A 22,894-nucleotide genomic window follows, 5' to 3' on the forward strand; every position below is an offset into this window, starting at 1 on the left:
CATCAGCGTGCTCTTCGCGATGCTCCGCGACGGCACCTTCTACGAACCCAGAACCCCACGCCTCGCTTGACGAAAGACATAGAGGCACCCCCCCCCCGGCATGCACAGCCGTACGCCTGACGGGAGAATACGCTCCGTGATCATCGACTGTGCCGTCTACCGCGACGGACGCCGGACCGAGGGCCCCGAGGACCTCTCCGACGCCCTCGCCGAGGCGCGTGCCTCCTCCGACACCTTCCTTTGGATCGGTCTGCACGAGCCGACCGAGACAGAGTTCGAACTGGTCACCCAGGAGTTCGGGCTCCATCCGCTGGCCGTGGAGGATGCGCTGAAAGCACATCAGCGGCCCAAGCTGGAGGTGTACGACGACTCGTTGTTCGTGGTGCTCAAGCCGGTGTCCTACGACTCGGACAGCGACACCGTCTCCACCGGCGAGCTGATGATCTTCCTGGGCGACTCCTTCGTGGTCACCGTGCGCCACGGCGAGAACATGCCTCTCGCATCGATCCGGCGGCATCTGGAGGAGCAGCCCGAGATGCTGCGGCACGGGCCGACGGGGGTGCTGTACTCGATCGCGGACTCGAACGTCGACCGCTATCTGGACGTGGCGACCGAACTCCAGACCGATCTGGACGAGGTGGAGACCGAGGTCTTCTCGCCCTCGGGGGGCGTGTCACGCCACACGGCCTCGCGGATCTACATGTTCAAACGGCAGGTCCAGGAGTTCCGGCGGGCGACGGTACCGCTGGGGCCGCCGCTGTCCCGGCTGGCGGGGCAGGCGGCGTACGGTGCGGCGGTGCCCTTCGTACAGGAGAAGTCGCGCCCCTTCTTCCGTGACGTCAACGACCATCTGATCCGGGTGAACGAGTCGGTGGAGGCTCTCGACCGGCTGGTCTCCGACGTCCTGTCGGCGCATCTGGCGCAGATGAGCGTCCGGCAGAACGACGACATGCGGAAGATCTCGGCGTGGGCGGCGATGGCCGCGGTGCCCACCATGATCGCGGGTATCTACGGGATGAACTTCGAGCACATGCCCGAGCTGCACTGGGTGTGGTCCTATCCCGCGGTGATCCTGGTGATGGCGGCGCTCGAAGTCGTGCTGTACCGGACGTTCAAGCGGCGCGGGTGGCTGTGACGGTGCCGGGGAGGGGGGCCGGGCTCAGGCGAACTCGGGGGCGCGCTCGGCGGGCCCGCCGAGCGCGTCGCGCCGTTCCGGCATGCTCAGGCTCACCATGCGCCGCCAGCCGATGAGCCGCTCGTAGGCGTACATCACCCGGATTCCGGCCGCGAGCAGCGACGACCTGGCCCGGGACCAGCCGAGGATGAGCCCCATGTGGGCCATCACGGCGAGGCTGACGTCCCGGTGGACACGGATCTCGGCGAGCGCGCACGCGCGCAGTGTCCGCCGGATGAACCGGCCGTGGCCTGCGGTCACGAAGTACAGCAGCTCCTCATGGGAGTACGCGAGATGGTTGTCCTCGTCGCCGGAGATCATGCGAACGGCCCTGCCCACGTCCGGGTGCTCGGCGAAGTGCCTGCGGAGCGTCGCCATCTGCTCGGCGGCGCGCTGTTCGGTGACCCTGCTGTGCGCCAGGTAGGTGATGACGTCCTGCACGGTGAGCGGCTGGTCGGCCTTGAGCCTCTCGTGCGCGAGCCCGATGCCCCGGCGTTCCAGGAGCATCGTGTAGTCGGTCTCCGCGGGCACCGGAACGGGCGTGAGTCCGCGCTTCTTCAAGAGCGCGTTGAAGATCCGTCCGTGCTTGTCCTCGTCCGCGCCATGGCGGGCGATCCTGGGGGCGAGCCGCTGCTCGCTCGCCGGGACGAGTGCCGCGATGCGCCCGTTCTCCCAGCCGCCCTGTGACTCGCCGCTGGCGGCGATCGAGCAGAACAGCCGGAAGGACTCGTCGTTGTCGAGGATCTCCTCGAACAGGCTCTTCACCGAAGGCATCGGGGGCACCTCTCTGCAGGACTCCGCAAAGAACGAGTCAAATGCGGGCCCCGAGGTACTGCAACAGCTGTGCCGGGCTCCTGAGCCGAACGGAGGACCGCGGCCCCGTAACCGCGACGGCCCGGGCGCGTTGTTCCCAGTGACGGCCGTGGCGGGGAAGACCCCCGAGCCCCCACCACGGCCGTGGTGACTTTCCGCGTTCCCGTCAGGCCAGTCCGGCGCGCTCCAGGGCCTCGGCTCCGGCCCGCAGCGCGGCGATCCGCTCGTCCAGCGTCCAGCCCGCGGGCGCCAGGGTGAGCGTGGTGACGCCGACCTCGGCGTATTCCTTCATACGGTCGGCGATGCGGTCCACGGAGCCCAGCAGGGAGCAGCGGTCGATCATCTCGTGCGGAACGGCGGCCGCGGCACCCTGCTTGTCGCCGGACAGGTACTTGTCCTGGATCTCGGCCGCCTCCTTCTCGTACCCCATGCGCTGGGCGAGCTGGTTGTAGAAGTTCTGCTTACGGCTGCCCATCCCGCCGACGTAGAGGGAGGTGTAGGGCCGGAAGGTGTCGGCGAGCGTGGCCAGGTCCTTGTCGTCGCCGAACGCCAGCGGGAGCGTGGGGCACAGGTCGAAGCCCTCGAGGGTCTTGCCCGCCTTCTCGCGCCCGGCGCGCAGGTATTGCAGCGCCGTCTCCTCCAGGAGATCGGCCGAGGAGAAGACGAGCAGGGCGCCGTCGGCGATCTCGCCGGTCTGCTCCAGGTTCTTCGGGCCGATCGCGGCGATGTAGAGCGGGATGTGCTCGCGCTCGGGGTGGACGGTCAGCTTGAGCGGCTTTCCGGGGCCGCCGGGCAGCGGAAGGGTCCAGTGCTCACCCTCGTAGGTCAGACGCTCGCGCGTCATCGCCCTCCGTACGATCTCGACGTACTCCCGGGTGCGGGCCAGCGGCTTGTCGAACTTGACGCCGTACCAGCCCTCGGAGACCTGCGGCCCGGAGACACCGATACCGAGGCGGAAGCGGCCACCGGACAGCGAGTCGAGAGTGGCGGCGGTCATCGCCGTCATCGTGGGCTGACGGGCCGGGATCTGGAAGATGGCCGAGCCCACGTCGATACGTTCGGTGTGCGCGGCGACCCAGGTGAGCACGGTGGCGGCGTCTGAGCCGTACGCCTCGGCGGCCCAGCACACCGCGTACCCGAGCCGATCCGCCTCCTGGGCCACGGCGAGGTTGTCCGTGTCCATTCCGGCACCCCAGTAGCCGAGGTTGATCCCGAGCTGCATGGCCGATTCCCCTTACCGATCAGTAACGTCCCTTGTGCGCAGACCATAGCGCGGCGGTCCTCCCGGTGGGGAGGTCCGTTCACGCGGTGTCGCGCTGCCGGCGCATCCGGGAAGTCGCTTGTCCACAGGTCCCCCACGAGGCAAGTTCAGGCCGTAATCTCGGCGTTCATGGAGCAGAGGCATCTCGGCCGTACCGGCCTTCGTGTGTCGCGGATCGGACTCGGCACCCTGACGTGGGGACGCGACACGGACGAGCATGACGCCGCGGGGCAGTTGAAGGTGTTCTGGGAGGCCGGCGGGACCCTCGTGGACACGGCGGACGTGTATGCGAGCGGGGAGGCCGAGTATCTGCTCGGGCAGCTCATGGACGGACTCGTTCCACGCCGTGACCTGGTCATCTCGACCAAGGCAGGCAGCATCCCGGATCCCGAGCGCCGCTTCGACGGTTCGCGCGGCCATCTGCTCTCCGCGCTCGACGCCTCGCTCGCCCGTCTCGGCACGGACTACGTGGACGTCTGGCACCTCCACGCCTTCGACCCCCATACGCCGCTGGAGGAGACCCTGCAGGCGCTGGACCTGGCGGTCAGCAGCGGCCGGGCGCGGTACGCGGGCGTGTCCAACTTCTGCGGATGGCAGCTGGCGAAGGCGGCGACCTGGCAGCTCGCGGCACAGGGCACACGGACGCGCATCGCCAGTACGCAGATGGAGTACTCCCTGCTTCAGCGCGGCGTGGAACGCGAGGTGCTGCCCGCCGCCTTGGACCTCGGCATCGGACTGCTTCCGTCCTCTCCGCTGGGCCGTGGCGTGCTCACCGGCAAGTACCGCCAGTCGACGCCGGCCGACTCGCGCGGCGCGTCGGACCACATGGCCCCGTTCGTCGCGCCCTATCTCGACGACACGGCGAGCAGCATCGTCGACGCGGTGCAGACGGCAGCGGACGGGCTCGCCTCGACACCGCTCCAGGTGGCGCTGGCCTGGGTGCGCGACCGGCCGGGAGTGGTCGCGCCGATCGTCGGCGCGCGCACCGCACAGCAGCTCTCGGCGGCGTTGTCAGTGGAGACGCTTAGTCTTCCGGACGAGATCTGCCGGGCGCTGGACGATGTGTCGGCCCCGGTGCACCGCTATCCCGATCACGACTGGAGCACGCTGTGAGCACGGACCCGGAGACCACGGAGTCGGCCCCCCGGCCGCAGGAGCCGGAGGACGGGGCGGCAGCGGGCGCGGGGGGAACCGAGGGATCCGCCGTGCCCGGCGCCGACGGTGACGAGGGGGCGCCGTCCCCCGGCGCCGACGCGGGCGAGGAGACGCCGCCCTCCGGGGTGGACGGGGACGGCGAGCAGGACGATGCCTCCGCGGCCCGGATGTCCGAGGCGGAGGCCGAGCTGGCTGCCCAGGAGGTCGAGCGGGAGCGGATCGAGCGTCGGAAGGCCGAGAAGAAGGGCCAGATCGAGGCGGGCAGGAATCTCAGCGGGCAGGCCGCCGATCTGCTCGCGGCCGTGCGGGCCGTGGAGAGCGGCCAGAAGCCGTCTTCGAGCGTGTTCGGCGGCCCGGCTCCCTCCGCTCCGCGCAGGCCGGCACCGGCACCCGAGCGACGTGCACAGCCCGTCGCGCCGCCCATCGCCCCGGCCGCGCCAGGCGCCGAGGCGGTCGGAGCCGTGCGCAGCGTGCTCGCCGAGGGGGGCGCCCCCGAGGCCCTCGCGGCCCGGGTCGCAGCGGTGCTCGGAGAGGAAGCGGACGCGCGCCTGCGCACGGACCCCTGGCTGCTGCTGCGGGTCACCGGGGTGCGCCCCGAGCAGGCCGACGGCTTCGCCCGGGCGCTGCTCGGCGACGAGTGCCGCCCGGACGACGAGCGGCGGAGCCGCGCGCTGACGGTCTGGCTGCTGGAACAGGCGGCCCTGGCCGGGCATACCGCACTGGAGGTCCCGGCCCTCGAGGCGGCGCTCGCCCAGCGATCGGTGCCGGACACCCAGGCGGCCGTGCAGGCCACCCTCGCCGAGGGTGAGGCCCTCGCCTTTCAGGACGCCCTGGAGCCGGGAGCGCCCGAAGGCGCCACGGAAGAGGACGAAGACCGGCCGGTGCGCGTCCTGATCGGCCTTGAGCGCTATGCCCTGGCCGAGGAGAGCCTTGCCGACGGACTGGCCCGTCTGATCAATTCGGTGCCCAAGCAGGACGGTCCGGCCGAGGACCGGGAGCGGGCGGCCGACTCGGCGCAGGGCTCCGCGGGAGAGCTGATCCGCGCGGTCGCCGCCCATGGCCTGGTGCTCCACACCGGAGGGGAGGCCTCGCGCGCCGAGGCGGCGAGAGTGCTCTACGAGGCGGGCGGCCTCGGGATGCGCGCCTGGGCCGCCGTGCACAACCCGGCCGCCCGCGAACCGTTCGCCGCGCTGGTCGGCCGGCTCGCCCCGGCGGAGGCCGCCGGGGAGCCTTCACACCCACCGGTCGCCTCGGTCGCGGGTCTGCTGTCCGGTGCAGAGGGCCCGGGCCGTGATCCGGAAGGAGCGCTGGAGCTCGACCTGCTCATCGTGCTGGACGCACCCCAACTGGACGTCGAGACCGCCGCTCTGCTCACCGAGTCACTGCCCGACGGCGCCCGTCTGGTGCTGAGCGGCGACCCCGGGGTGCTGTGGTCGACGGGTCCCGGGCGGGTGTTCGCCGATCTGCTCGCCACCCGTGCCTGCCCCCGGATCGCCTCGCGGACCCCCGATCCAGGCCCGATCGGCGAGTTGGTCTCCGCGGTCGGCGTCGGTGAGCTCCCCCAGGTCGAGGCGCCCGGCAAGGAGGTCGTGATCGTGCCGGTGCGGGACGCGGGGGAGGCGGTGCACCGGACCGTGCAACTGGTCGCGGACTCCGTGCCGCGGGCCATCGGCATCCCGGTGCCGGAGACCCAGGTGATCACGCCGGGCCATGGCGGAGCCGCGGGGACCCACGCGCTGAACGCGGCGCTCAAGGAGCGGCTCAACCCCGGCCCCGGACGCTTCGGGGGCTTCGACCCCGGCGACCGGATCGCGTACTGCCCGGCCCCGGGCCGGGTGCTGCCGGGCCATGTCGTGCGTGCGGACGCCGAGGGGCTGCATCTGGAGTGCGCGGGCACCCCCGTCGTCGTACCGAAGGAGCGGGTCGAGCAGTCCGTGCGGCACGGCTGGGCACTGACCGCGCACCAGGCGGCGGGCCTACGGTGGCCGGCGGTGGTCGTGGTACTGCCCGGCGACGCCACCCAGACGCTCTCGCGCCCCTGGGTCTACACGGCGTTCGGCAGAGCGGCCCGGCACCTGTCCGTGGTGCACGGGGCGGAACAGGCCCTCCCCCGAGCCGTCTCCGAAACCCCGGCAAAGCCCCGAACCACCCGCCTGCCCGTCCTCCTCCACCCCCAGCTCCCGCCCCAGACCTGATCACGGACAGGGCGGTTCCCCGCGCCCCAAAGGGGCGCGGGGAACCGCGCAAAAAGCCCCCACACACCCGCAGACAACAACGCACCCCACCCCAACCAGGGGCGCGGGGAACTGCGCAAAAAGCCCCCACGCACCCGCAGGCAACAACGCACCGAACCCCGAGCGGGAGCGCTACCGCTCCGCGTCAAGCGGCTCCAGATCCTCGTCGTCGTCCAGCTCCGCCCCGATGGCGAAGTCCTCCTCGAGGTCGTCCTCCGCCTCGTCGTCGAAGACGGCACTGACGTCGAACCGGCAGACGACCCGTTGCGGATCGACCGGCTCGAACGGGGTCTCCAGCCACTCCCCCGGCTCGGCCGGTTCGTCCGCGGCCAGCACCCACAGCGTGGAGTCGCCCTCCTCCAGGCCGAAATCCCGGTGCCGGGAGGCGATCTCGTCCGGTTCGAACTCCCCGAAGAGCACGCCGAGCGCCCCGTGGACAGTACCGGCCGACGACTCGACGCCGCCCTCCTCGTCGGCGGCCTCCACGCGCTGTGCCTGCGCGAGCAGCCGATGGGGCTCCGCCACGGCGTAGTCCCGGCGGATCAGCACGCTCAGCGCGTTGGGTTCCTCAGGGCCCGTGTACGGCGGCAGCGGCTCTTCCACACCGGGGATCTCGAAGGGGGTGACTTCGTCGTAGCGGTCATACAGCAGTTCGTCGTACTCCTCGGCCGCCGCGGCCAGCTCGTTGAACGCCTCGTAGACGGCCGGGTCGTCCTCGCCCGTCCTGCGCTCCACCGCGGCCAGATGGCGGTCGAGCGCGGTCTTGACCGCCTCGGCGGCGGCGCGTACCTCGGCAGCTGTGGGCTGCGCAGCATCAGACATAGTGCAGACGCTATCCGTACCGGGCCCCAGCCCGCACAATAGATGCGATGCCGGAATACGAATTTGTCGATGTGTTTGTACCTCGCGGGGTGTCCCGCAAGGAGGCCACACGTCTGCTGACCGACCATGCCGAGTACGGACAATGGGAGTTGGACCGCCTGAGCCTGCTGCGTGACGGCAGTCGCAGGGTGCGGCTGCGCCGGCGGATCATCCGCCAGATACGTGCCACATGGTGAGCGAAGGTGACTGAAACGAATCGGGCCCCGCATCGGCGGGGCCCGATCTGTTTCACCGGTCGTACCGGACGACCGCGCGTGTCACCTGCTCGCGCGCGACCGGCGGTAGAGCAGCGTGCCACCGAGCAGCGCGCCCGCGCTGGCGGGCAGCAGGGTGCCCAGAGGCATGTCGCTGCCGGTGTGGGCGAGCTGTGCGGTGGATGCGCTCTGGGGCGTGACCTGCGTTCCGGTGTGGACGGGGTGCTGTCCGCCGCCGGGCTGGGCGGGCTGTCCCGGCTGGGTGGGCGTACCGGGCGTCGTGGTGCCGCCACCCGGAGGAGTGGTTCCGCCACCACCGCCGGGAGGAGTCGTACCTCCGCCACCGGGAGGCGTGGTGCCGCCGCCGTGCGTGGGCGGGCAGTGGTGGCCGCCGGGCGGGGGCGTGTGGTGGCCGCCGCCGGGCGGGGTGACGGCGTGGCCGCCTCCCCCGTTGCCGCAGTGGTTGCCCGCCGCCCCGTTGCCGAGCCCGATCACGTTCACGGAGTTGCCGCAGACGTTCACGGGGACATCCACCGGCACCTGCACGGTGTTGCCCGAGCCGACGCCGGGCGAATGGCTGGTGTGGCCGCTCGCGTGCGAGCCGCCGGTGCTTCCGGTGTGACGGCCGCCGGTGTTGGCGCAGGCGTTGCCCGCCGCCGGGTTGAGCAGTCCGAGCACGTTCACGGTGTTGCCGCAGACGTTCACGGGGACGTGCACGGGCACCTGGACCAGGTTGCCCGACAGCACGCCGGGCGAGTTGGTGGCCTGTCCGGACGCACCCGAGTCGGCGTGCGCGTAACCGCCGGTGACGGCGAGGACACCGGTCGCAGCCGCCACCGTCATCAGGCCCTTGCGGGTGACCTGTCGCATTGCTGATTCCCTCTTCGACCTTGTCATGGACCTTCTGGAACGCGGCCGCACACTGCACGGGCGGACGCGCGGGAACCGGTCGGCCCCGGAGCGCATGGCGCGCGCTCCGGGGCCGACGCGGCGCAGCGTCAGCTGTTGATGCAGGTGTTGCCGAAGGCGGGGTTCAGCAGCCCGATCACCGAGATCGTGTTACCGCAGACGTTCACCGGGACGTGCACCGGGACCTGAACGACATTGCCGGACAGAACACCCGGGGAGCCCACGGCGGCACCCTGGGCGCCCGAGTCGGCGGCAGCCATGCCCGCACCCGCGAGCACCAGGCCACTGGTGACAACGGCGGCAGCGACGACCTTCTTGATCATTCTTCCTCCTCGTTGGCAAAAGCGATCCAAGCCTCGGATCACACCTCATGTAACGAGGAGGGAGTAATGGAGCTACGAGCTTATGGTCGCATTCACCCGTCCCGGTCGGTCTCCGTACGCGCTGGCGAATACTGCTGTCTCGTTTCAGCGCGCAAACCGGGACGGGTCAAAGGGAGTTCAGGACGCGTCGATGAACCGGTCGAGAACGCGTACGCCGAACTGGAGGGCGTCCACCGGCACGCGCTCGTCGACTCCGTGGAACATGCCCGCGAAGTCCAGCTCCGGCGGAAGCTTCAGCGGCGCGAACCCGAAGCAGCGGATGCCGAGGTCGGCGAAGGACTTGGCGTCGGTGCCGGCCGACAGCATGTACGGCACGGCACGCGCGATGGGGTCCTCGGCGGACAGCGCGGTCTGCATGGCCTCGACCAGGGCTCCGTCGAAGGTGGTCTCCAGCGCCTTGTCCGTGTGCACGTCCTCACGCCTGACGCGCGGGCCGAGGATACGGTCGATGTCGCCGAGGAACTCCTCCTCGTAGCCCGGCAGATAACGGGCGTCGACGTGCGCGGTGGCCTGGCCCGGGATGACGTTGACCTTGTACCCCGCGCCGAGCTGGGTCGGGTTGGCGGTGTTCTGCAGCGAGGCGCCGATCAGCTTGGCGATCCCGCCGAGCTTGGCCAGCGTCTCGTCCATGTTCTCGGGGTCGAGTTCGGTGCCCAGCGCATCGCCGAGTTCGTCCAGGAAGTGGCGCAGCGTCTTGGTCACGCGCACCGGGAACTTGTGCCGCCCCAGGCGCCCGACGGCCTCGGACAGCTCGGTGATGGCGTTGTCCTTGTGGATCATCGAACCGTGTCCGGCGGTGCCGTCCACGGTCAGCTTCATCCAGTGCATGCCCTTCTGCGCGGTCTCCACGAGGTACAGCCGCAGCTTCTCGTTCACCGTGAAGGAGAATCCGCCGACCTCGCCGATCGCCTCGTTGACACCCTCGAAGAGCTCGGGGTGGCGGTCCACGAGATGGCGGGCGCCGTAGGTCCCGCCTGCCTCCTCGTCCGCGAGGAAGGCGAGGACGATGTCCCGCGGCGGCTTGCGCCCGCTGCGCAGCCGGTCGCGGACGACCGCCAGCGTCATGGCGTCCATGTCCTTCATGTCGACGGCGCCGCGCCCCCAGACGCATCCGTCGGCGATCTCCCCGGAGAACGGATCGTGGGTCCAGTCCAGCGCGTTGGCCGGTACGACGTCCGTGTGGCCGTGGATCAGCAGTGCGGGCCGAGTGGGGTCCTCGCCCTCGATACGGGCCACCGTGGAGGCGCGGCCCTTGTGCGACTCGAAGATCTGCGGTTCGAGCCCCACCTCGGCGAGCTTCTCGGCGACGTACTCGGCGGCGGCACGCTCACCGGGCCCGGAGTGGTCGCCGTAGTTGCTGGTGTCGATCCGGATCAGCTCGCGACAGAGGTCCACGACCTCGTCCTCGCCGGTGACGCCGCCCCTGGCCGTGTCCTTGTCGGTCACGCTGCTTCCTCCCGCTGTCGCTGCTGGTGGTCCCCCATCCTCCCTCCATCCACGGCCGCACCCCAAGGCCGTTGCGGGTCCGTCACACGCGTTCGCCCGGAACACGGCGTGATCGAACGCCCCCGAAAGCCTGGTAATGTTTCCTTCGTCGTCGCGAGGGAAACCCCGCACGACAGACACCTTGTCCGGGTGGCGGAATGGCAGACGCGCTAGCTTGAGGTGCTAGTGCCCTTTATCGGGCGTGGGGGTTCAAGTCCCCCCTCGGACACCAGCGAAACCAGCGAAGACCCCAGTTGACCTGGGGTCTTTCTGTTTTCCCAAACCCCGGCGTGAACCGGCACGACTCTGCGTGACCGGTGATGCGACAAGCCGCGCGGCCCGCCGCTACACGTGAGCCGGGGCCATGTGATCGGTGAACCAGTCGCGGGCCAGGCCGGTCACCGCTTCCAGGGCTCCAGGTTCTTCGAACAGGTGCGTGGCGCCGGGGACGATCGCGAGATGGTTCTCGCAGCGCAGACTGGTCTGCGCCTCACGGTTGAGGTCGCGTACGACGGGGTCGGCGCCACCGACGACCAGCAGGGTCGGGGCCGTGACCTGGGGCAGCCGTGGCCCGGCCAGGTCGGGCCTGCCGCCACGGGAGACGACCGCGGCGATATGCGCAGACGGCTCCGCGGCGGCCCACAGCGCAGCGGCCGCACCGGTGCTGGCACCGAAGTACCCGATGGGCCGCCCCTCGGCCTCGGGCTGTCCGCGCAGCCAGTCGGTGGTCTCGGTCAGCCGCCCGGCCAGCAGGCCGGTGTCGAACACTTTGGCCCGGTCGCCTTCCTCCTCCTCCGTAAGCAGGTCGAACAGCAGGGTGCCGAGCCCGGCCCGGTTCAAGCCCTCGGCGACGAACTGGTTGCGCGGACTGTGCCGGCTGCTGCCGCTGCCGTGCGCGAAGACCACGACTCCGGCCGCCCCCTCGGGCACGGTCAGCCGGCCCCGCAGCCGGACGGCGCCCGCGTCGATCTCGGCCTCGTGGTCCGCGGGCCCGGGGGCCCGCGCGACGGATCCGGGGCGGCTGCCCGCGCCTTCCAGGCAGGCGGCCACCTCCTCGTCCTCGACCTGGGCGAAGTCGATGTAGAACTGGCCGACGGCGTAGAAGTCGCGCGGCGTCTCCAGGCTGACCAGTTCGTCGGCCTCCTCGCCCAGGCGTTCGGTCCAGTCATGCGGTGCGACGGGCACGGCCAGCACGATCCGACGCGCGCCGCGGGCGCGGGCGATACGGCAGGCCGCCCGGGCGGTCGATCCGGTGGCCACCCCGTCGTCGACCACCACGACCGTGCGCCCCTCGACAGCGGCCGGTGCGCGCCCGCCCCGGTAGCGGCGGGCCCGGCTCTCGAGTACCGCGCTCTCCTCCACTTCGACCAGCGCCAGTTGCTCCGGGGTGACGTGCGCCTCCCGCATCACCGCGTCGTTGATCACCCGCACACCGCCCTCGCCGAGCGCCCCCATGCCCAGCTCCGGCTGGTACGGCACGCCCAGCTTGCGGACCAGGCAGACGTCGAGCGGGGCACCGAGTGCCTCCGCGACCTCCGCGGCGACCGGCACCCCTCCCCTGGGCAGCCCCAGGACCACCACATCCTCGTCCCGGAGGCGGCCGAGCCGCGCGAGGTGTTCACCCAGTAGCCGGCCGGCTTCGAGACGGTCCATGAAGACCACGATGCGGCCTCCTCACTCCCTGGAACTCCACAGCGGGGCGGGCGAGGACTCCTCGAGGGCCCCGGCCGCCGTGATGTCGCCCTCGGCGGCGCGCAGCAGCTGCTGGCCCAGCGAGATCAGGGCGCGTCCCGCGGCGAGTTCGTCGCCCACCTCGGGGATCGCCATGTCGTGGGGATTGCGGCGTGCCCGGGCACAGCACTCCAGCAGGTTGTCCCCGGTGTCCAGGACGACCCGGGCGGTGGTGCCGGGATCGTGTTCGGACAGGTAGAGCTGCAGCCGCCATTCCTTGGCGGACGGAGGGCTGCTGCCCGCGGCTCGAGTCATCTTCCGTCCTCCTCACACCGGGGCGGAGCAACGGGCACAGGGGTGCTCGGCTTCCTTCCACTGTGAACCCGTTGGGCGGCTGCCGCACTGTGCCCGCGGGACGTTCTTTCCGGAAGGGCAGAATGTCGGTCATGACGACGCGTTCCTGCCCGTGCGGGCTGCCCGAGGCCTACGAGAAGTGCTGCGGCCGATTCCATACGGGTGCCGCCGCCGCGCCGACCGCCGAGGCGCTCATGCGGTCGAGGTACAGCGCGTTCGTACGACAGGACACGGGCTATCTGCTGCGGACCTGGCATCCGCGCACCCGGCCCGCGAGGCTGGATCTGGACCCCGGCATGCGCTGGAACGGGCTGGAGGTGCTGGACACGACGGACGGGTCCGCCTTCCACTCCCGGGGCACCGTGACGTTCCGCGCCTCCTACGGGGGCGGCAGCCTGCATGAGCGCAGCCGGTTCGAGCGGGTCGACGGGGCCTGGGTGTACGTCGACGGCGAGTTCCTCGGCTGACCCGACCGGCGTGACCCGACCGACCCGGCTGACCGGTCCGGGCGGTCCGGGCAAACGCCTCGCGGACCCCCGCTACGGGGCCAGGATGTCCAGTTCGTGCAGCGCGCCGACGGTGATCTCACGGGTGAGCCGTTCGGCGCGGGCCGCGTCGCCCTCCCGTACCGCCTCCGCGACCTGGACATGCAGGGTGACGGCGCCCGGGTCCGGGTCCTCGAACATGATGTCGTGATGGGTGCGGCCGGACAGGACTTCGGCGACGACGTCGCCCAGCCTGGCGAACATCTCGTTGCCCGACGCGTTGAGGATCACCCGGTGAAAGGCCACATCGTGGACGAGATACGCCTCCAGTCTGTGACCGCGTGAGTTGGCGACCATGCCGAGCGCGCACTCGGTGAGTTCGGCGCACTGCTCGGCCGTGGCGTGGCGCGCGGCCAGACCCGCGGCCACCGGTTCGACGGCGGAGCGCAGCACGGTGAGCGAGCGCAGCTGATGCGGGCGGTCGGCACCGGCCAGCCGCCACCGGATGACCTGGGGGTCGTAGACGTTCCACTCGGACTTGGGGCGGACCGTCACGCCGACCCTGCGGCGTGACTCCACCAGGTGCATCGACTCCAGCACGCGGACCGCCTCGCGCATCACGGAGCGTGAGACCTCGAAGTGCTGGGCCAGCTCGTCCGTGCGCAGAACACTGCCCGGCGGGTACTCGCCCGCGGTGATCGCAGGGCCGAGGGTGTCCAGTACATGGCCGTGCAGCCCCCGGCCCGGTGTGCTCATGCACTCAGCGTACGAGGAAGGTCACGCGAAGAGAAAGTCAGACTTAAATGTCACAGACTCTTGAATTCATCGTACGTAATCGGTTTCAGTGACGTCGGCATCAGCCGGCATGCGCCGGCGTCGACCGGCATCAGTGGACGGAAACAGCGAGGAAACGATGAGTACCCCCTACGTCGTCGTGGTCATGGGCGTCGCGGGCACGGGAAAGACCACGATCGGCCCCCTGCTCGCGGCCCGGCTCGGCGTTCGGTACGCCGAGGGCGACGACTTCCACCCCCCGGCCAACATCGCGAAGATGACGGCCGGGATCCCTCTCGAGGACGAGGACCGCCGACCCTGGCTGGATGCCATCGGCGCCTGGGCTCACCGGCGGGAGGGTCTCGGCGGGGTGGTGAGCAGCTCGGCGCTGAAGCGGGACTACCGCGACCGGCTGCGGGCCGCGGCTCCCGGCATCGTCTTCGTGCATCTCGTGGGCGACCGGGGACTCATCGAGGACCGGATGGCGCACCGGCGGGGGCACTTCATGCCCTCGGCGCTGCTGGACTCCCAGTTCGCCACGCTCCAGCCGCTCGAGCCGGACGAGGCGGGGGTCGCGGTGAATGTCTCGGGCAGTCCCGAGGACATCACGGACCGCGCCGTACGCGCCCTGCGGGACCTTGCGCGGTCCTCCGAGGCGTAGCCGCACAGCCGCACGTCAAACCGAAACCGAGAGTTCCTCTCCTCACGCAAGGAAACCCCTCCGTGACCAGACTCAGCGTCGAGATGCTGGCAGCGGACCCCGTCGCACCGATCACCTCGGCGGGCCACGCTCGACTCGGAATCGCGGTACTGGCGGGCATCGCCGTCATCGTGGTGCTCATCACCAAGTACAAGCTTCACGCGTTCCTGGCCCTGACCATCGGCTCGCTCGCGCTCGGCGCGTTCGCCGGGGCCCCGCTCGACAAGTCCATCCTCAGCTTCACCGCCGGGCTCGGCACGACCGTGGCCGGTGTCGGTGTCCTGATCGCTCTGGGGGCCGTCCTCGGCAAACTGCTCGCCGACTCCGGCGGCGCGGACCAGATCGTCGACACGATCCTCGCCAAGGCGGGCGGACGCGGGATGCCATGGGCGATGGTGCTGATCGCCTCGGTGATCGGGCTGCCGCTGTTCTTCGAGGTGGGCATCGTGCTGCTGATCCCGGTGGTGCTGATGGTCGCGAAGCGCGGCAACTATTCGGTGATGCGCATCGGCATCCCGGCGCTCGCTGGTCTGTCCGTGATGCACGGTCTGATTCCGCCGCACCCAGGCCCGTTGGTCGCCATCGACGCCGTCAAGGCCAATCTCGGTGTGACACTGGCGTTCGGTGTGCTGATCGCCATCCCCACGGTGATCGTCGCCGGTCCGCTGTTCTCGAAGGTCGCCGCCCGCTGGGTGGACGTCCCGGTCCCCGACCGTATGATCCCCGCGCGCCCCTCGGAGGAACTGGAGCGGCGCCCCGGCTTCGGCGCCACGCTGGCCACCGTGCTGCTGCCTGTCGTGCTGATGCTGTCCAAGGCCCTCGTGGACATCGTCGTGGACGATCCGGCGAAGAAGGTGCAGCGCGTCTTCGATGTCGTGGGCTCGCCGCTGATCGCCCTGCTCGTCGCGGTCCTCGTGGGCATCTTCACACTCGGCCGCCCGGCCGGATTCAGCAAGGAACGTATATCGGGAACCGTCGAGAAAGGCCTCGCGCCCATCGCCGGAATCCTGCTCATCGTGGGCGCGGGCGGCGGCTTCAAGCAGACGCTGATCGACTGCGGTGTGGGCCAGATGGTTCTGGAGATATCCAGGAGCTGGTCCGTTCCGGCACTGCTGCTGGGGTGGCTGATCGCGGTGGTCATCCGGCTGGCGACGGGCTCGGCGACCGTCGCGACCGTCTCGGCGGCGGGCCTGGTCGCGCCCCTCGCGGCGGGCATGTCGACCACGCACACCGCACTGCTGGTACTGGCCGTCGGCGCCGGTTCACTGTTCTTCAGCCATGTCAACGACGCCGGGTTCTGGCTGGTCAAGGAGTACTTCGGGCTCAGTGTCGGACAGACCGTCAAGACCTGGTCGGTGATGGAGACGATCATCTCGGTGGTCGCCGGGGGCCTGGTCCTGCTGCTGTCGCTCGTGGTCTAGGGTCTTTCGTTCGGATCAGGCCGGATCAGGGAGCGGGAGCACCCGCTGTGGCGGTCAGGGCCGCCACAGCGGGTGTTCGCGCTCCGCCCACTCCCGGCTGACCAGTCCCGTGCGCAGTCCCCGGCGGGCCTCGGGGTCGCCGAGGGCCATCCCGACATGGCCGGCCAGGACCACGCCGATGGTCAGGGCGAGCCAGTCGTGCACGAAGGTCGCCGAGGTGCGCCACCTCAGCGGAGTGAGGTGGGTGAACCACATCAGCACCCCTGTGCCGAGCATGACCAGGGTGGCGCCGGCGATCCAGGCCGCGTAGGTCTTCTGGCCCGCGTTGAACTTGCCCGCGGGCCGCGCGGAACGGCGGTGGTCGCGGCGCAGGGCGGCGCGCAGCCAGACGCGATCGTGCGGTCCCCAGCGGTTGAGGTGACCGAGGTCGACGCGAAACGCGCGGGAGATCAGTCCGGCGAGAACGGGGACCGGGAGCATCACTCCGGCCCACTCGTGGATCCTGGTCACCAGTTCGCGGCGCCCCACCAGTACGGCGAGGCCGGGGATGTACATGCAGGCGGCGGTGACCACGCACACGCCCATCAGCACGGCCGTCACGCGGTGGACCCAGTGCTCGGCGCGGGTGAAGCGGCGTACGCGCGCGGGGGCGGACACGGGGTGCTGGGTGTCAGCTTGTGGGGGCATCGTCCCGTCCGTTCGACCGGCCGACCCACGCGTCCACGTCGTAGCCGCGCTCCTCCCAGTACCCGGGGCGCACGTCGCGCGTCACGCTGATACCGGAGAGCCACTTGGCCGACTTGTAGAAGTACATGGGGGCTACGTACAGGCGGACCGGCCCGCCGTGATCGTGGCTGACCGGCTTGTCCTGCATCCTGAGGGCGACCAGGACGTCGCTGCGGCGCGCCTGGTCGAGGGTGAGGCTCTCGGTGTACGCGCCGTCGAAGCAGGTGAAGCGGACCGCACCCGCGGAAGGGTGGACGCCCGCGGCGTCCAGCAGCGTGGAGAGCCGTACGCCCTCGAACGGGGTCTTCGGCACGCGCCACCCGGTGACGCACTGGACGTCGTGCACGATCCGGGTCTGCGGCAGGGCCCGCAGGTCCGCGAGTGTGTACGTCCCCGGGTGGTCGACCAGGCCGCTCACGCTCAGCCGGTAGTTCGACTGGTCCACGTGCGGGACCCCCGCGGTGACGGAGTAGTAGCGGAATCCGCCGCCGTTGGGCAGGAGTCCGGTCAGCCCCGTGGGGTCCTCTCCGGAGACACTGCCGAGGAACCCTTCGAGGCCGCGTTGCAGCGTGGGCGCGGCCACGACACCGAGTGCGCCGAGGCCCAGGGTGCCGAGCAGGACCCGGCGGCCGATAGGGGAGCCGGCCGCCGGGGGTTCCGGCGTCTCCTGGTCCGGGGGGTGCGGCGTGTCCCGGTCCAGAGGTTGCGGTGCCTCCCGCTCTTCGGGTGGTTCGGGGTGCGCACCGGGAGGTTCAGGGTTCACCCCACGATTCGACCACTCTGCACCCCGTCGGGGCCAGCGGCTGTGGATGCCGTCAGAGTTCTGTAATGAGCTTCTCATCCGGAGCCCGGGGCGTCCGGCATCGGTCGCCTCGTGGTCGGCCGTGTCCGAAGCGGTGCGAGTACCCGGTCACACCGCCTTCGCCGCCGCGCGCCCCGCCGTGCGGCCCGAGAAGAGGCAGCCGCCGAGGAAGGTGCCTTCGAGGGCGCGGTAGCCGTGCACTCCGCCGCCGCCGAAGCCGGCCGCCTCCCCGGCCGCGTAGACGCCGGGGAGCGGTTCGCCGCCCTCGGTCAGCACCCGCGAGGAGAGGTCGGTCTCCAGACCGCCGAGCGACTTGCGGGTGAGGATGTTCAGACGCACCGCGATCAGCGGGCCCGCCTTGGGGTCGAGGATGCGGTGCGGGGCCGCGGTGCGGATCAGCCGGTCGCCGAGGTATGCGCGGGCGCCGCGTATCGCGGTCACCTGGAGGTCCTTGGTGAAGGGGTTCGCGATCTCCCGGTCGCGGGCGACGATCTCGCGGCGCAGTTCGGCCTCGTCGATGAGGGGCTCCTTGGTCAGCGCGTTCATGCCGCGTACCAGGGCGCCGAGGTCCTTCTCCACGACGAAGTCGACTCCGTTGTCCATGAACGCCTTGACCGGCCCGGGTACGTCCGCGCGGGCCCGCCCGATGACGTCCCTGACCGACCTGCCCGTGAGGTCGGGGTTCTGCTCGGAGCCGGAGAGCGCGAACTCCTTGCCGATGATCTTCTGGTCGAGCACGAACCACGTGTAGTCGTACCCGGTCTTCATGATGTGCTCGAGGGTGCCGAGGGTGTCGAAGCCGGGGAAGAGCGGGACGGGCAGCCGCTTGCCGCGCGCGTCGAACCAGAGGGAGGAGGGGCCCGGCAGGATGCGGATGCCGTGGTTGTCCCAGATGGGGTTCCAGTTGTGGAGCCCCTCGGTGTAGTGCCACATGCGGTCCCGGTTGATCAGGCGCGCGCCCGTCTCCTCGGCGATGCCGAGCATCTTGCCGTCGACGTGCGCGGGCACACCGGCGACCATCCGCTCGGGCGGCGTGCCCAGGCGGCTGGGCCAGTTGGCGCGTACCAGGTCGTGGTTGCCGCCGATGCCGCCCGAGGTGACGATCACGGCCTGGGCCCTGAGTTCGAAGGCTCCGGTGACGGTCCGGCTGCTGGCCTTGCCGCGCGGTACGTCCGACGGTTCCAGGATCTCGCCGGTGACGGTGTCGACGGCGCCCGCGCTGCGGGACAGTCCGGTGACGCGGTGGCGGAACCTCAGGTCGACCAGGCCGCGTGCGGCCCCGGCCCGGACCCGCCGCACGAACGGTTCGATGACGCCGGGTCCTGTCCCCCAGGTGATGTGGAAGCGGGGGACCGAGTTTCCGTGCCCGGTGGCGTCGTAGCCGCCGCGTTCGGCCCAGCCGACCACGGGGAAGAAGCGCATGCCCTGCGCATGCAGCCAGGCCCGCTTCTCACCGGTCGCGAAGTCGACGTACGCCTCGGCCCACCGGCGGGGCCAGTGGTCCTCAGGACGGTCGAACCCGGCGCTGCCCATCCAGTCCTGGAGGGCGAGCGCGTGGCTGTCCCTGATCCGCAGCCGCCGCTGCTCCGGGGAGTCCACGAAGAACAGTCCGCCGAACGACCAGAACGCCTGGCCGCCCATCGACTGCTCCGGCTCCTGGTCCAGGAGGATGACCTTCCGGCCCGCGTCCGCCAGTTCCGCGGTCGCCGCGAGCCCGGCGAGGCCCGCCCCGATCACGATCACATCTGCGTCGTAGGCCATGTGCCGTCCTCTCACGGTTCGGTCCGCGGTGACTACCGGTCGGTAGCGTGCATCTGACGGGCCAGATCCTTCGGCAGAAGCGTGACCGAGTCAACCGCCTGGCAGTGGGCTGGTGCGGCCGGCGGCGCCCTGGCGCTTCACGGGGCGGGGCGTGCCCCGGGCAGGCCCGGGAAGCGGTCGAGCACGGGCAGGGCGCACCGGGGAGCGCTACAGTCGGCGTGATACGCCTCCCGTGACTCCGCTGAATCATCGAGGTACAGCGTGTCAGTACTGGTTATGGCTTTGGCCCTGAGCGCCGCCTGCTGCCTGGGCACCGGGTTCGTGCTCCAGCAGAGCGCCGCCCAGCAGGCCCCTCTGAGCGACTTCCTGACGCCTCGGCTGCTGCTGGACCTGATGAGGATGCCGCGCTGGCTCGGCGGTATCGCGCTGATGGTGGCCGGCATGATCCTCAGCGCGATAGCCCTGGCCCACGGTGAGATCTCCCTGGTCGAGCCGCTGGTCGCCACGAACCTGCTGTTCGCGCTGGCGGAGTCGCGCCGGCAGACCCGGCAGCCGCTGGGGCGGCAGGGCTGGGCAGGGCTCGCAATGCTCGCGGGCGGCGTCACGGCGTTCATCGTCGGGGGCCGTCCCAAGGGCGGCAACGCGATCACTGATCCGCTGAGGCACTGGCTGATCATCGGTGTGGTGGTCGGCGTGGCGCTGCTGCTGACGACATGCGCGAAGAAGTCGCGTCTGATCATCGGCCCGGTGCTGCTTGGGCTGGCGGCCGGACTGCTGTACGGCGTCCAGGACGCGCTCACCCGGGTGAGCGGGCAGCAGTTCGCGGACGGCGGATGGACGGAGCTCATCACGGGCTGGCAGCCGTACGGCGTCCTGGTGCTCGGCGTGACGGGCCTGATCCTGGTGCAGAGCGCGTTCGAGACGGCGCCGCTGCGGATGTCCCTGCCCGCGCTCACCGCGGCCCAGCCGCTGGCCGGGATCCTGTGCGGGGTGGGGTTTCTCGGCGACCGGTTGCGCACCGACACGGGGGCGCTGGCCTGGGAGGCGGCGGGGCTCGCGGCGATCGTGCTCGGCATCGTGCTGCTCGGGCTGCACCCGGCGATGCCCAGGGGACTGGCGGAGCCGGAACGGGAGAAGGACCTCCAGTCGCGGTGAGGACCTCCGGTCGCGGCGAGGAAGCCACGGGCGACGCCCCCGGCATGGCAAGCTTCGGCCCGTCGTCCCGGGGCTGCTTGGATGGGGCCATGAGTGCCGCCGACGAACTCCTCGACATCGTGGACGAGAACGACAGGGTCATCGGGCAGTCGCCCCGCGGTGAGGCCTATGCGCGCGGGCTGCGCCACCGGTGTGTGTTCATCGAGGCGCGGGATGCCCAGGGGCGCATCTTCGTCCATCGCCGCACCCCTACCAAGCTGGTCTTTCCTTCCCTCTACGACATGTTCGTCGGGGGCGTCGTCGGCGCGGGTGAGTCCTACGACGAGGCCGCGCTGCGCGAGGCGGAGGAGGAGCTCGGCGTCAGCGGTCTGGCCCGGCCCGAGCCGCTGTTCAAGTTCCTGTACGACGGCGGCGAAGGCCGGACCTGGTGGTCCGCGGTCTACCAGGTCCGCTGCGAGCTGCCGGTCAGCCCCCAGGCCGAGGAGGTCGCCTGGCACGGTTTCCTGCCCGAGGACGAAGTGGAGCGCCGGCTGTCCGAGGAGTCCGGCTGGGCGTGGGTGCCGGACGGCCTCGCCGCCTACGAACGGCTCAAGGAGTACCGCCGCTCCGCGGGCTGAGCCCGGCGGGCGCTCCCCCGGGCCGCCCTGCGCGGGGTGGCCCGGTAGGGTCCTGCACGTGATCGAATTCGTACGGAACGCCCGGCTGTGGTTCGCGCCCCAGGAGGTCCGGAGAGAAGGCCGTACGCCCGACTACCGCTTCTCGCTGGCGAACGAGCGCACCTTTCTGGCCTGGTTGCGCACCGCGCTGGCGCTGATCGGCGGCGGCTTCGCCGTGGACCAGTTCCTTCCGCACCTGCGCTGGGCCTGGCGTGCCGGGCTGGCTCTCGCGCTGCTCGCCGCGGGCGTCCTGTGCTCGCTGCGCGCCATCAACCACTGGGTGCGCTGCGAACAGGCGATGCGGCGCGGCGAGGACCTTCCGGTGTCCCGTTTCCCGGCACTGCTGAGCATCGTCGTGGCAGTGGTGGCCATCGCCATGGTGATCGTCGTCCTCATCGGCTGGGCGGGATGAGCACCCCGGCAGCGGAGCGCGACCCGGGGCTCCAGCCGGAGCGCACCCGGCTGGCCTGGCGGCGTACGACCCTGTCGAGCACCGTGGCCGCCGTGCTGGCCGCGAAAGCGGGGCTGCACAGCGAAACGGCGTCCGGGCTCGCCGCCGCCGGCCTGTGCTGTCTGCTCTGGCTCGGCTTCCTCGCGCTCGCCCACCGGCGCATCCGCGCCCTGGCCACGGCACCCCCTGGCCGCCCGCCGCGTCTCGCGCCCCGCCACGCCTCCGCCGCGACCCTGTGCACGGTGGCCCTCGCGGTGTGCGCGGCGGGCCTGGTGTTCATCTGAGTCCCCGATCCGCACCACTGGGTTCTCTGCCCTGAACGCACCCGTGGCGCCGGTCACGTTCGCTCCGCATACTGGACGGCATACCGACCGGTCGGCATCATGATGCACATACCGTTTCCCCCCAGGGAGGACCAACGATGAGCCCAGACCACCCGCCAGGTCTCGATCTCGACCGGCTGCGCGGCCTCCTCGACAGCGAGCGGCCCGGCCTTGTCGGCGGCCCCCTCAGCGGCCGGCTGATCGAGGGCGGACGGTCGAACCTCACGTACGCCGTCTCGGACGGCGCGGCGAGGTGGGTCGTACGGCGTCCCCCGCTCGGCCATGTCCTGGCCACCGCGCACGACATGAAGCGCGAGCACCGGGTGATCAGCGCGCTGCACCCGACGGCCGTTCCCGTGCCACGCCCGGTGCTGCTGTGCGAGGACGAGTCGGTCCTGGGCGCCCCGTTCTACATGATGGAGTTCGTGGAGGGCACCCCGTACCGCACCGCCGAGCAGCTTGCCGCGCTCGGCGCCGAGCGCACCCGTGAGGCGGTCCTCGGGCTGGTGGACACGCTGGTCGAGCTGCACGCGGTGGAGCCCGCCGAGGTGGGCCTCGAGGACTTCGGCCGTCCTGAGGGCTTCCTGGACCGTCAGCTGCGCCGCTGGGGCAAGCAGCTGGCCGCCTCCCGTGACCGGGACCTGCCCGGCATCGACGAACTGCTGGCGTCGCTCGGCCGCTCGCTGCCCGCCTCGCCCGCGCCGACCGTGATCCACGGCGACTATCGTCTGGACAACGTGCTGCTCGGTGAGGACGACCGGATCACCGCCATCCTGGACTGGGAGATGTCCACACTCGGCGACCCGCTCACCGACCTGGGCCTGCTGACGATGTACAGCGTGCCGCTGGTGCTGCCCGGCTCGCCCATCTCCACGACAGCCACCGCGGCCGGGCACCCGGATCCGCGTGAGCTGATCGAGCGGTACGCCGCCCGTTCGGGACGCGATGTGAGCGCCGTGTCCTGGTACACGGCGTTCGCCTGGTTCAAGCTCGCGGTGATCCTCGAGGGCATCCACTACCGCTACACGCTCGGCCAGACCGTCGGGCAGGGCTTCGACCGCATCGGCGAACTGGTGCCCGTCTTCATCGAACACGGCCTCACCACCCTTCAGGAAGGCTGATCCG

24 protein-coding genes and 1 tRNA gene are annotated in these 22,894 nt (G+C 70.9%); 13 read left to right on the plus strand and 12 right to left on the minus strand.

Features of this window, described 5'->3' with window-relative positions:
* Window positions 1-136 precede the first annotated feature (136 nt).
* Window positions 137-1,135 (plus strand): magnesium/cobalt transporter CorA, encoded by a 999-nt coding sequence (gene corA, locus ABZ845_RS19570; protein WP_360981063.1) that lies wholly within the window; start codon window positions 137-139, stop codon window positions 1,133-1,135.
* 24 nt (window positions 1,136-1,159) lie between these two features.
* On the opposite strand, the gene ABZ845_RS19575 is transcribed toward corA, so the two are convergent.
* Both ABZ845_RS19575 and ABZ845_RS19580 read right to left on the minus strand, forming a co-directional pair.
* A complete protein-coding gene (locus ABZ845_RS19575) occupies window positions 1,160-1,948 on the minus strand; it encodes a ferritin-like domain-containing protein (RefSeq protein WP_360981066.1) in 789 nt (262 codons plus the stop codon).
* A 205-nt stretch (window positions 1,949-2,153) separates the two neighbouring features.
* Window positions 2,154-3,209 (minus strand): LLM class F420-dependent oxidoreductase, encoded by a 1,056-nt coding sequence (locus ABZ845_RS19580; protein WP_360981069.1) that lies wholly within the window; start codon window positions 3,207-3,209, stop codon window positions 2,154-2,156.
* A 168-nt stretch (window positions 3,210-3,377) separates the two neighbouring features.
* Between ABZ845_RS19580 and ABZ845_RS19585 the strand changes: the two genes are divergently transcribed.
* Window positions 3,378-4,361 carry an aldo/keto reductase gene (locus ABZ845_RS19585; protein WP_360981072.1) on the plus strand — a complete coding sequence of 328 codons (984 nt, stop codon included), beginning with the start codon at window positions 3,378-3,380 and terminating at the stop codon, window positions 4,359-4,361.
* Window positions 4,358-6,598 carry an ATP-dependent RecD-like DNA helicase gene (locus ABZ845_RS19590; RefSeq protein WP_360981075.1) on the plus strand — a complete coding sequence of 747 codons (2,241 nt, stop codon included), beginning with the start codon at window positions 4,358-4,360 and terminating at the stop codon, window positions 6,596-6,598. Before ABZ845_RS19585 ends, ABZ845_RS19590 begins: the two co-directional genes overlap by 4 nt.
* Window positions 6,599-6,769: 171 nt before the next feature.
* Here the strand turns inward: ABZ845_RS19590 and ABZ845_RS19595 are convergent, their stop codons facing one another.
* Window positions 6,770-7,459 (minus strand): hypothetical protein, encoded by a 690-nt coding sequence (locus tag ABZ845_RS19595; protein ID WP_360981078.1) that lies wholly within the window; start codon window positions 7,457-7,459, stop codon window positions 6,770-6,772.
* Window positions 7,460-7,506: 47 nt separating this feature from the next.
* Between ABZ845_RS19595 and ABZ845_RS19600 the strand changes: the two genes are divergently transcribed.
* Window positions 7,507-7,695 (plus strand): DUF5703 family protein, encoded by a 189-nt coding sequence (locus ABZ845_RS19600; protein ID WP_360981081.1) that lies wholly within the window; start codon window positions 7,507-7,509, stop codon window positions 7,693-7,695.
* An 81-nt stretch (window positions 7,696-7,776) separates the two neighbouring features.
* Here ABZ845_RS19600 and ABZ845_RS19605 read toward each other — a convergent pair whose 3' ends face one another.
* The 3 genes from ABZ845_RS19605 to ABZ845_RS19615 form a co-directional block, all read right to left on the minus strand.
* Window positions 7,777-8,583, minus strand: a complete 807-nt coding sequence (locus tag ABZ845_RS19605; RefSeq protein WP_360981084.1) for a chaplin — start codon at window positions 8,581-8,583, stop codon at window positions 7,777-7,779.
* Between the two features lie 128 nt (window positions 8,584-8,711).
* Window positions 8,712-8,945 carry a chaplin ChpH gene (gene chpH, locus ABZ845_RS19610; protein ID WP_360981087.1) on the minus strand — a complete coding sequence of 78 codons (234 nt, stop codon included), beginning with the start codon at window positions 8,943-8,945 and terminating at the stop codon, window positions 8,712-8,714.
* 177 nt (window positions 8,946-9,122) lie between these two features.
* Window positions 9,123-10,451: a M20/M25/M40 family metallo-hydrolase gene (locus tag ABZ845_RS19615; RefSeq protein WP_360981090.1), complete on the minus strand. Its 1,329-nt coding sequence runs from the start codon at window positions 10,449-10,451 to the stop codon at window positions 9,123-9,125.
* 183 nt (window positions 10,452-10,634) lie between these two features.
* On the opposite strand from ABZ845_RS19615, the gene ABZ845_RS19620 reads away from it, so the two are divergent.
* Window positions 10,635-10,722: transfer RNA gene (locus tag ABZ845_RS19620), tRNA-Leu, on the plus strand.
* A 113-nt stretch (window positions 10,723-10,835) separates the two neighbouring features.
* Here ABZ845_RS19620 and ABZ845_RS19625 read toward each other — a convergent pair.
* Window positions 10,836-12,152 (minus strand): phosphoribosyltransferase family protein, encoded by a 1,317-nt coding sequence (locus tag ABZ845_RS19625; RefSeq protein ID WP_360981093.1) that lies wholly within the window; start codon window positions 12,150-12,152, stop codon window positions 10,836-10,838.
* Window positions 12,153-12,164: 12 nt separating this feature from the next.
* Entirely contained in the window at window positions 12,165-12,476 is a 312-nt protein-coding gene (locus tag ABZ845_RS19630) for a dsRBD fold-containing protein (protein ID WP_360981095.1), read from the minus strand.
* 131 nt (window positions 12,477-12,607) lie between these two features.
* Between ABZ845_RS19630 and ABZ845_RS19635 the strand changes: the two genes are divergently transcribed.
* Window positions 12,608-12,982, plus strand: a complete 375-nt coding sequence (locus tag ABZ845_RS19635) for a YchJ family metal-binding protein (protein ID WP_360981098.1) — start codon at window positions 12,608-12,610, stop codon at window positions 12,980-12,982.
* A gap of 72 nt (window positions 12,983-13,054) precedes the next feature.
* Here the strand turns inward: ABZ845_RS19635 and ABZ845_RS19640 are convergent, their stop codons facing one another.
* Window positions 13,055-13,756, minus strand: coding sequence for a FadR/GntR family transcriptional regulator (locus ABZ845_RS19640; protein ID WP_360981101.1), 702 nt, complete (start codon window positions 13,754-13,756; stop codon window positions 13,055-13,057).
* A gap of 157 nt (window positions 13,757-13,913) precedes the next feature.
* On the opposite strand from ABZ845_RS19640, the gene ABZ845_RS19645 reads away from it, so the two are divergent.
* Window positions 13,914-14,435 (plus strand): gluconokinase, encoded by a 522-nt coding sequence (locus tag ABZ845_RS19645; protein ID WP_360981104.1) that lies wholly within the window; start codon window positions 13,914-13,916, stop codon window positions 14,433-14,435.
* A 62-nt stretch (window positions 14,436-14,497) separates the two neighbouring features.
* Window positions 14,498-15,895, plus strand: coding sequence for a gluconate:H+ symporter (locus tag ABZ845_RS19650; RefSeq protein WP_360981107.1), 1,398 nt, complete (start codon window positions 14,498-14,500; stop codon window positions 15,893-15,895).
* 54 nt (window positions 15,896-15,949) lie between these two features.
* Here the strand turns inward: ABZ845_RS19650 and ABZ845_RS19655 are convergent, their stop codons facing one another.
* From ABZ845_RS19655 to ABZ845_RS19665, 3 genes are all read right to left on the minus strand, one after another.
* Window positions 15,950-16,582, minus strand: coding sequence for a cytochrome b/b6 domain-containing protein (locus ABZ845_RS19655; RefSeq protein WP_360981110.1), 633 nt, complete (start codon window positions 16,580-16,582; stop codon window positions 15,950-15,952).
* Complete coding sequence (locus ABZ845_RS19660; protein WP_360981393.1) at window positions 16,566-17,321, minus strand: molybdopterin-dependent oxidoreductase; 756 nt, start codon at window positions 17,319-17,321, stop codon at window positions 16,566-16,568. The genes ABZ845_RS19655 and ABZ845_RS19660 overlap by 17 nt, the downstream gene beginning before the upstream one ends.
* A 210-nt stretch (window positions 17,322-17,531) precedes the next feature.
* Window positions 17,532-19,184, minus strand: coding sequence for an FAD-binding dehydrogenase (locus ABZ845_RS19665; protein ID WP_360981113.1), 1,653 nt, complete (start codon window positions 19,182-19,184; stop codon window positions 17,532-17,534).
* A gap of 261 nt (window positions 19,185-19,445) precedes the next feature.
* Here ABZ845_RS19665 and ABZ845_RS19670 point away from each other — a divergent pair, with 261 nt between their 5' ends.
* The 5 genes from ABZ845_RS19670 (at window position 19,446) to ABZ845_RS19690 (ending at window position 22,890) form a co-directional block, all read left to right on the plus strand.
* The gene (locus ABZ845_RS19670; protein WP_360981116.1) at window positions 19,446-20,339 is read left to right on the plus strand and encodes a DMT family transporter; all 894 of its coding nucleotides are present in this window, start codon (window positions 19,446-19,448) and stop codon (window positions 20,337-20,339) included.
* Window positions 20,340-20,428: 89 nt separating this feature from the next.
* Window positions 20,429-20,956, plus strand: coding sequence for an NUDIX domain-containing protein (locus ABZ845_RS19675; protein WP_360981119.1), 528 nt, complete (start codon window positions 20,429-20,431; stop codon window positions 20,954-20,956).
* 58 nt (window positions 20,957-21,014) lie between these two features.
* Window positions 21,015-21,407 carry a DUF202 domain-containing protein gene (locus ABZ845_RS19680; RefSeq protein ID WP_360981122.1) on the plus strand — a complete coding sequence of 131 codons (393 nt, stop codon included), beginning with the start codon at window positions 21,015-21,017 and terminating at the stop codon, window positions 21,405-21,407.
* Window positions 21,404-21,730, plus strand: coding sequence for a DUF202 domain-containing protein (locus ABZ845_RS19685; protein ID WP_360981125.1), 327 nt, complete (start codon window positions 21,404-21,406; stop codon window positions 21,728-21,730). The genes ABZ845_RS19680 and ABZ845_RS19685 overlap by 4 nt, the downstream gene beginning before the upstream one ends.
* A gap of 137 nt (window positions 21,731-21,867) precedes the next feature.
* On the plus strand, window positions 21,868-22,890 hold the full coding sequence (locus ABZ845_RS19690; protein WP_360981128.1) for a phosphotransferase family protein: 1,023 nt from the start codon (window positions 21,868-21,870) through the stop codon (window positions 22,888-22,890).
* Window positions 22,891-22,894 lie beyond the last annotated feature (4 nt).

This window comes from Streptomyces sp. NPDC047022, assembly GCF_040644155.1.
In the GTDB taxonomy this organism is placed as follows: Bacteria; Actinomycetota; Actinomycetes; order Streptomycetales; family Streptomycetaceae; genus Streptomyces.

Bases quoted from the DNA above. Each gene is read 5' to 3' on its own strand.
- ABZ845_RS19690 (WP_360981128.1), top strand. From the start codon at position 21,868: ATGAGCCCAGACCACCCGCCAGGTCTCGATCTCGACCGGCTGCGCGGC.
- ABZ845_RS19645 (WP_360981104.1), top strand. From the start codon at position 13,914: ATGAGTACCCCCTACGTCGTCGTGGTCATGGGCGTCGCGGGCACGGGA.
- ABZ845_RS19595 (WP_360981078.1), bottom strand. From the start codon at position 7,459: ATGTCTGATGCTGCGCAGCCCACAGCTGCCGAGGTACGCGCCGCCGCC.
- chpH (WP_360981087.1), bottom strand. From the start codon at position 8,945: ATGATCAAGAAGGTCGTCGCTGCCGCCGTTGTCACCAGTGGCCTGGTG.
- ABZ845_RS19685 (WP_360981125.1), top strand. From the start codon at position 21,404: ATGAGCACCCCGGCAGCGGAGCGCGACCCGGGGCTCCAGCCGGAGCGC.
- ABZ845_RS19675 (WP_360981119.1), top strand. From the start codon at position 20,429: ATGAGTGCCGCCGACGAACTCCTCGACATCGTGGACGAGAACGACAGG.
- ABZ845_RS19585 (WP_360981072.1), top strand. From the start codon at position 3,378: ATGGAGCAGAGGCATCTCGGCCGTACCGGCCTTCGTGTGTCGCGGATC.
- ABZ845_RS19665 (WP_360981113.1), bottom strand. From the start codon at position 19,184: ATGGCCTACGACGCAGATGTGATCGTGATCGGGGCGGGCCTCGCCGGG.
- ABZ845_RS19640 (WP_360981101.1), bottom strand. From the start codon at position 13,756: ATGAGCACACCGGGCCGGGGGCTGCACGGCCATGTACTGGACACCCTC.
- ABZ845_RS19600 (WP_360981081.1), top strand. From the start codon at position 7,507: ATGCCGGAATACGAATTTGTCGATGTGTTTGTACCTCGCGGGGTGTCC.
- ABZ845_RS19655 (WP_360981110.1), bottom strand. From the start codon at position 16,582: ATGCCCCCACAAGCTGACACCCAGCACCCCGTGTCCGCCCCCGCGCGC.
- ABZ845_RS19575 (WP_360981066.1), bottom strand. From the start codon at position 1,948: ATGCCTTCGGTGAAGAGCCTGTTCGAGGAGATCCTCGACAACGACGAG.
- ABZ845_RS19580 (WP_360981069.1), bottom strand. From the start codon at position 3,209: ATGCAGCTCGGGATCAACCTCGGCTACTGGGGTGCCGGAATGGACACG.
- ABZ845_RS19635 (WP_360981098.1), top strand. From the start codon at position 12,608: ATGACGACGCGTTCCTGCCCGTGCGGGCTGCCCGAGGCCTACGAGAAG.
- ABZ845_RS19605 (WP_360981084.1), bottom strand. From the start codon at position 8,583: ATGCGACAGGTCACCCGCAAGGGCCTGATGACGGTGGCGGCTGCGACC.
- ABZ845_RS19630 (WP_360981095.1), bottom strand. From the start codon at position 12,476: ATGACTCGAGCCGCGGGCAGCAGCCCTCCGTCCGCCAAGGAATGGCGG.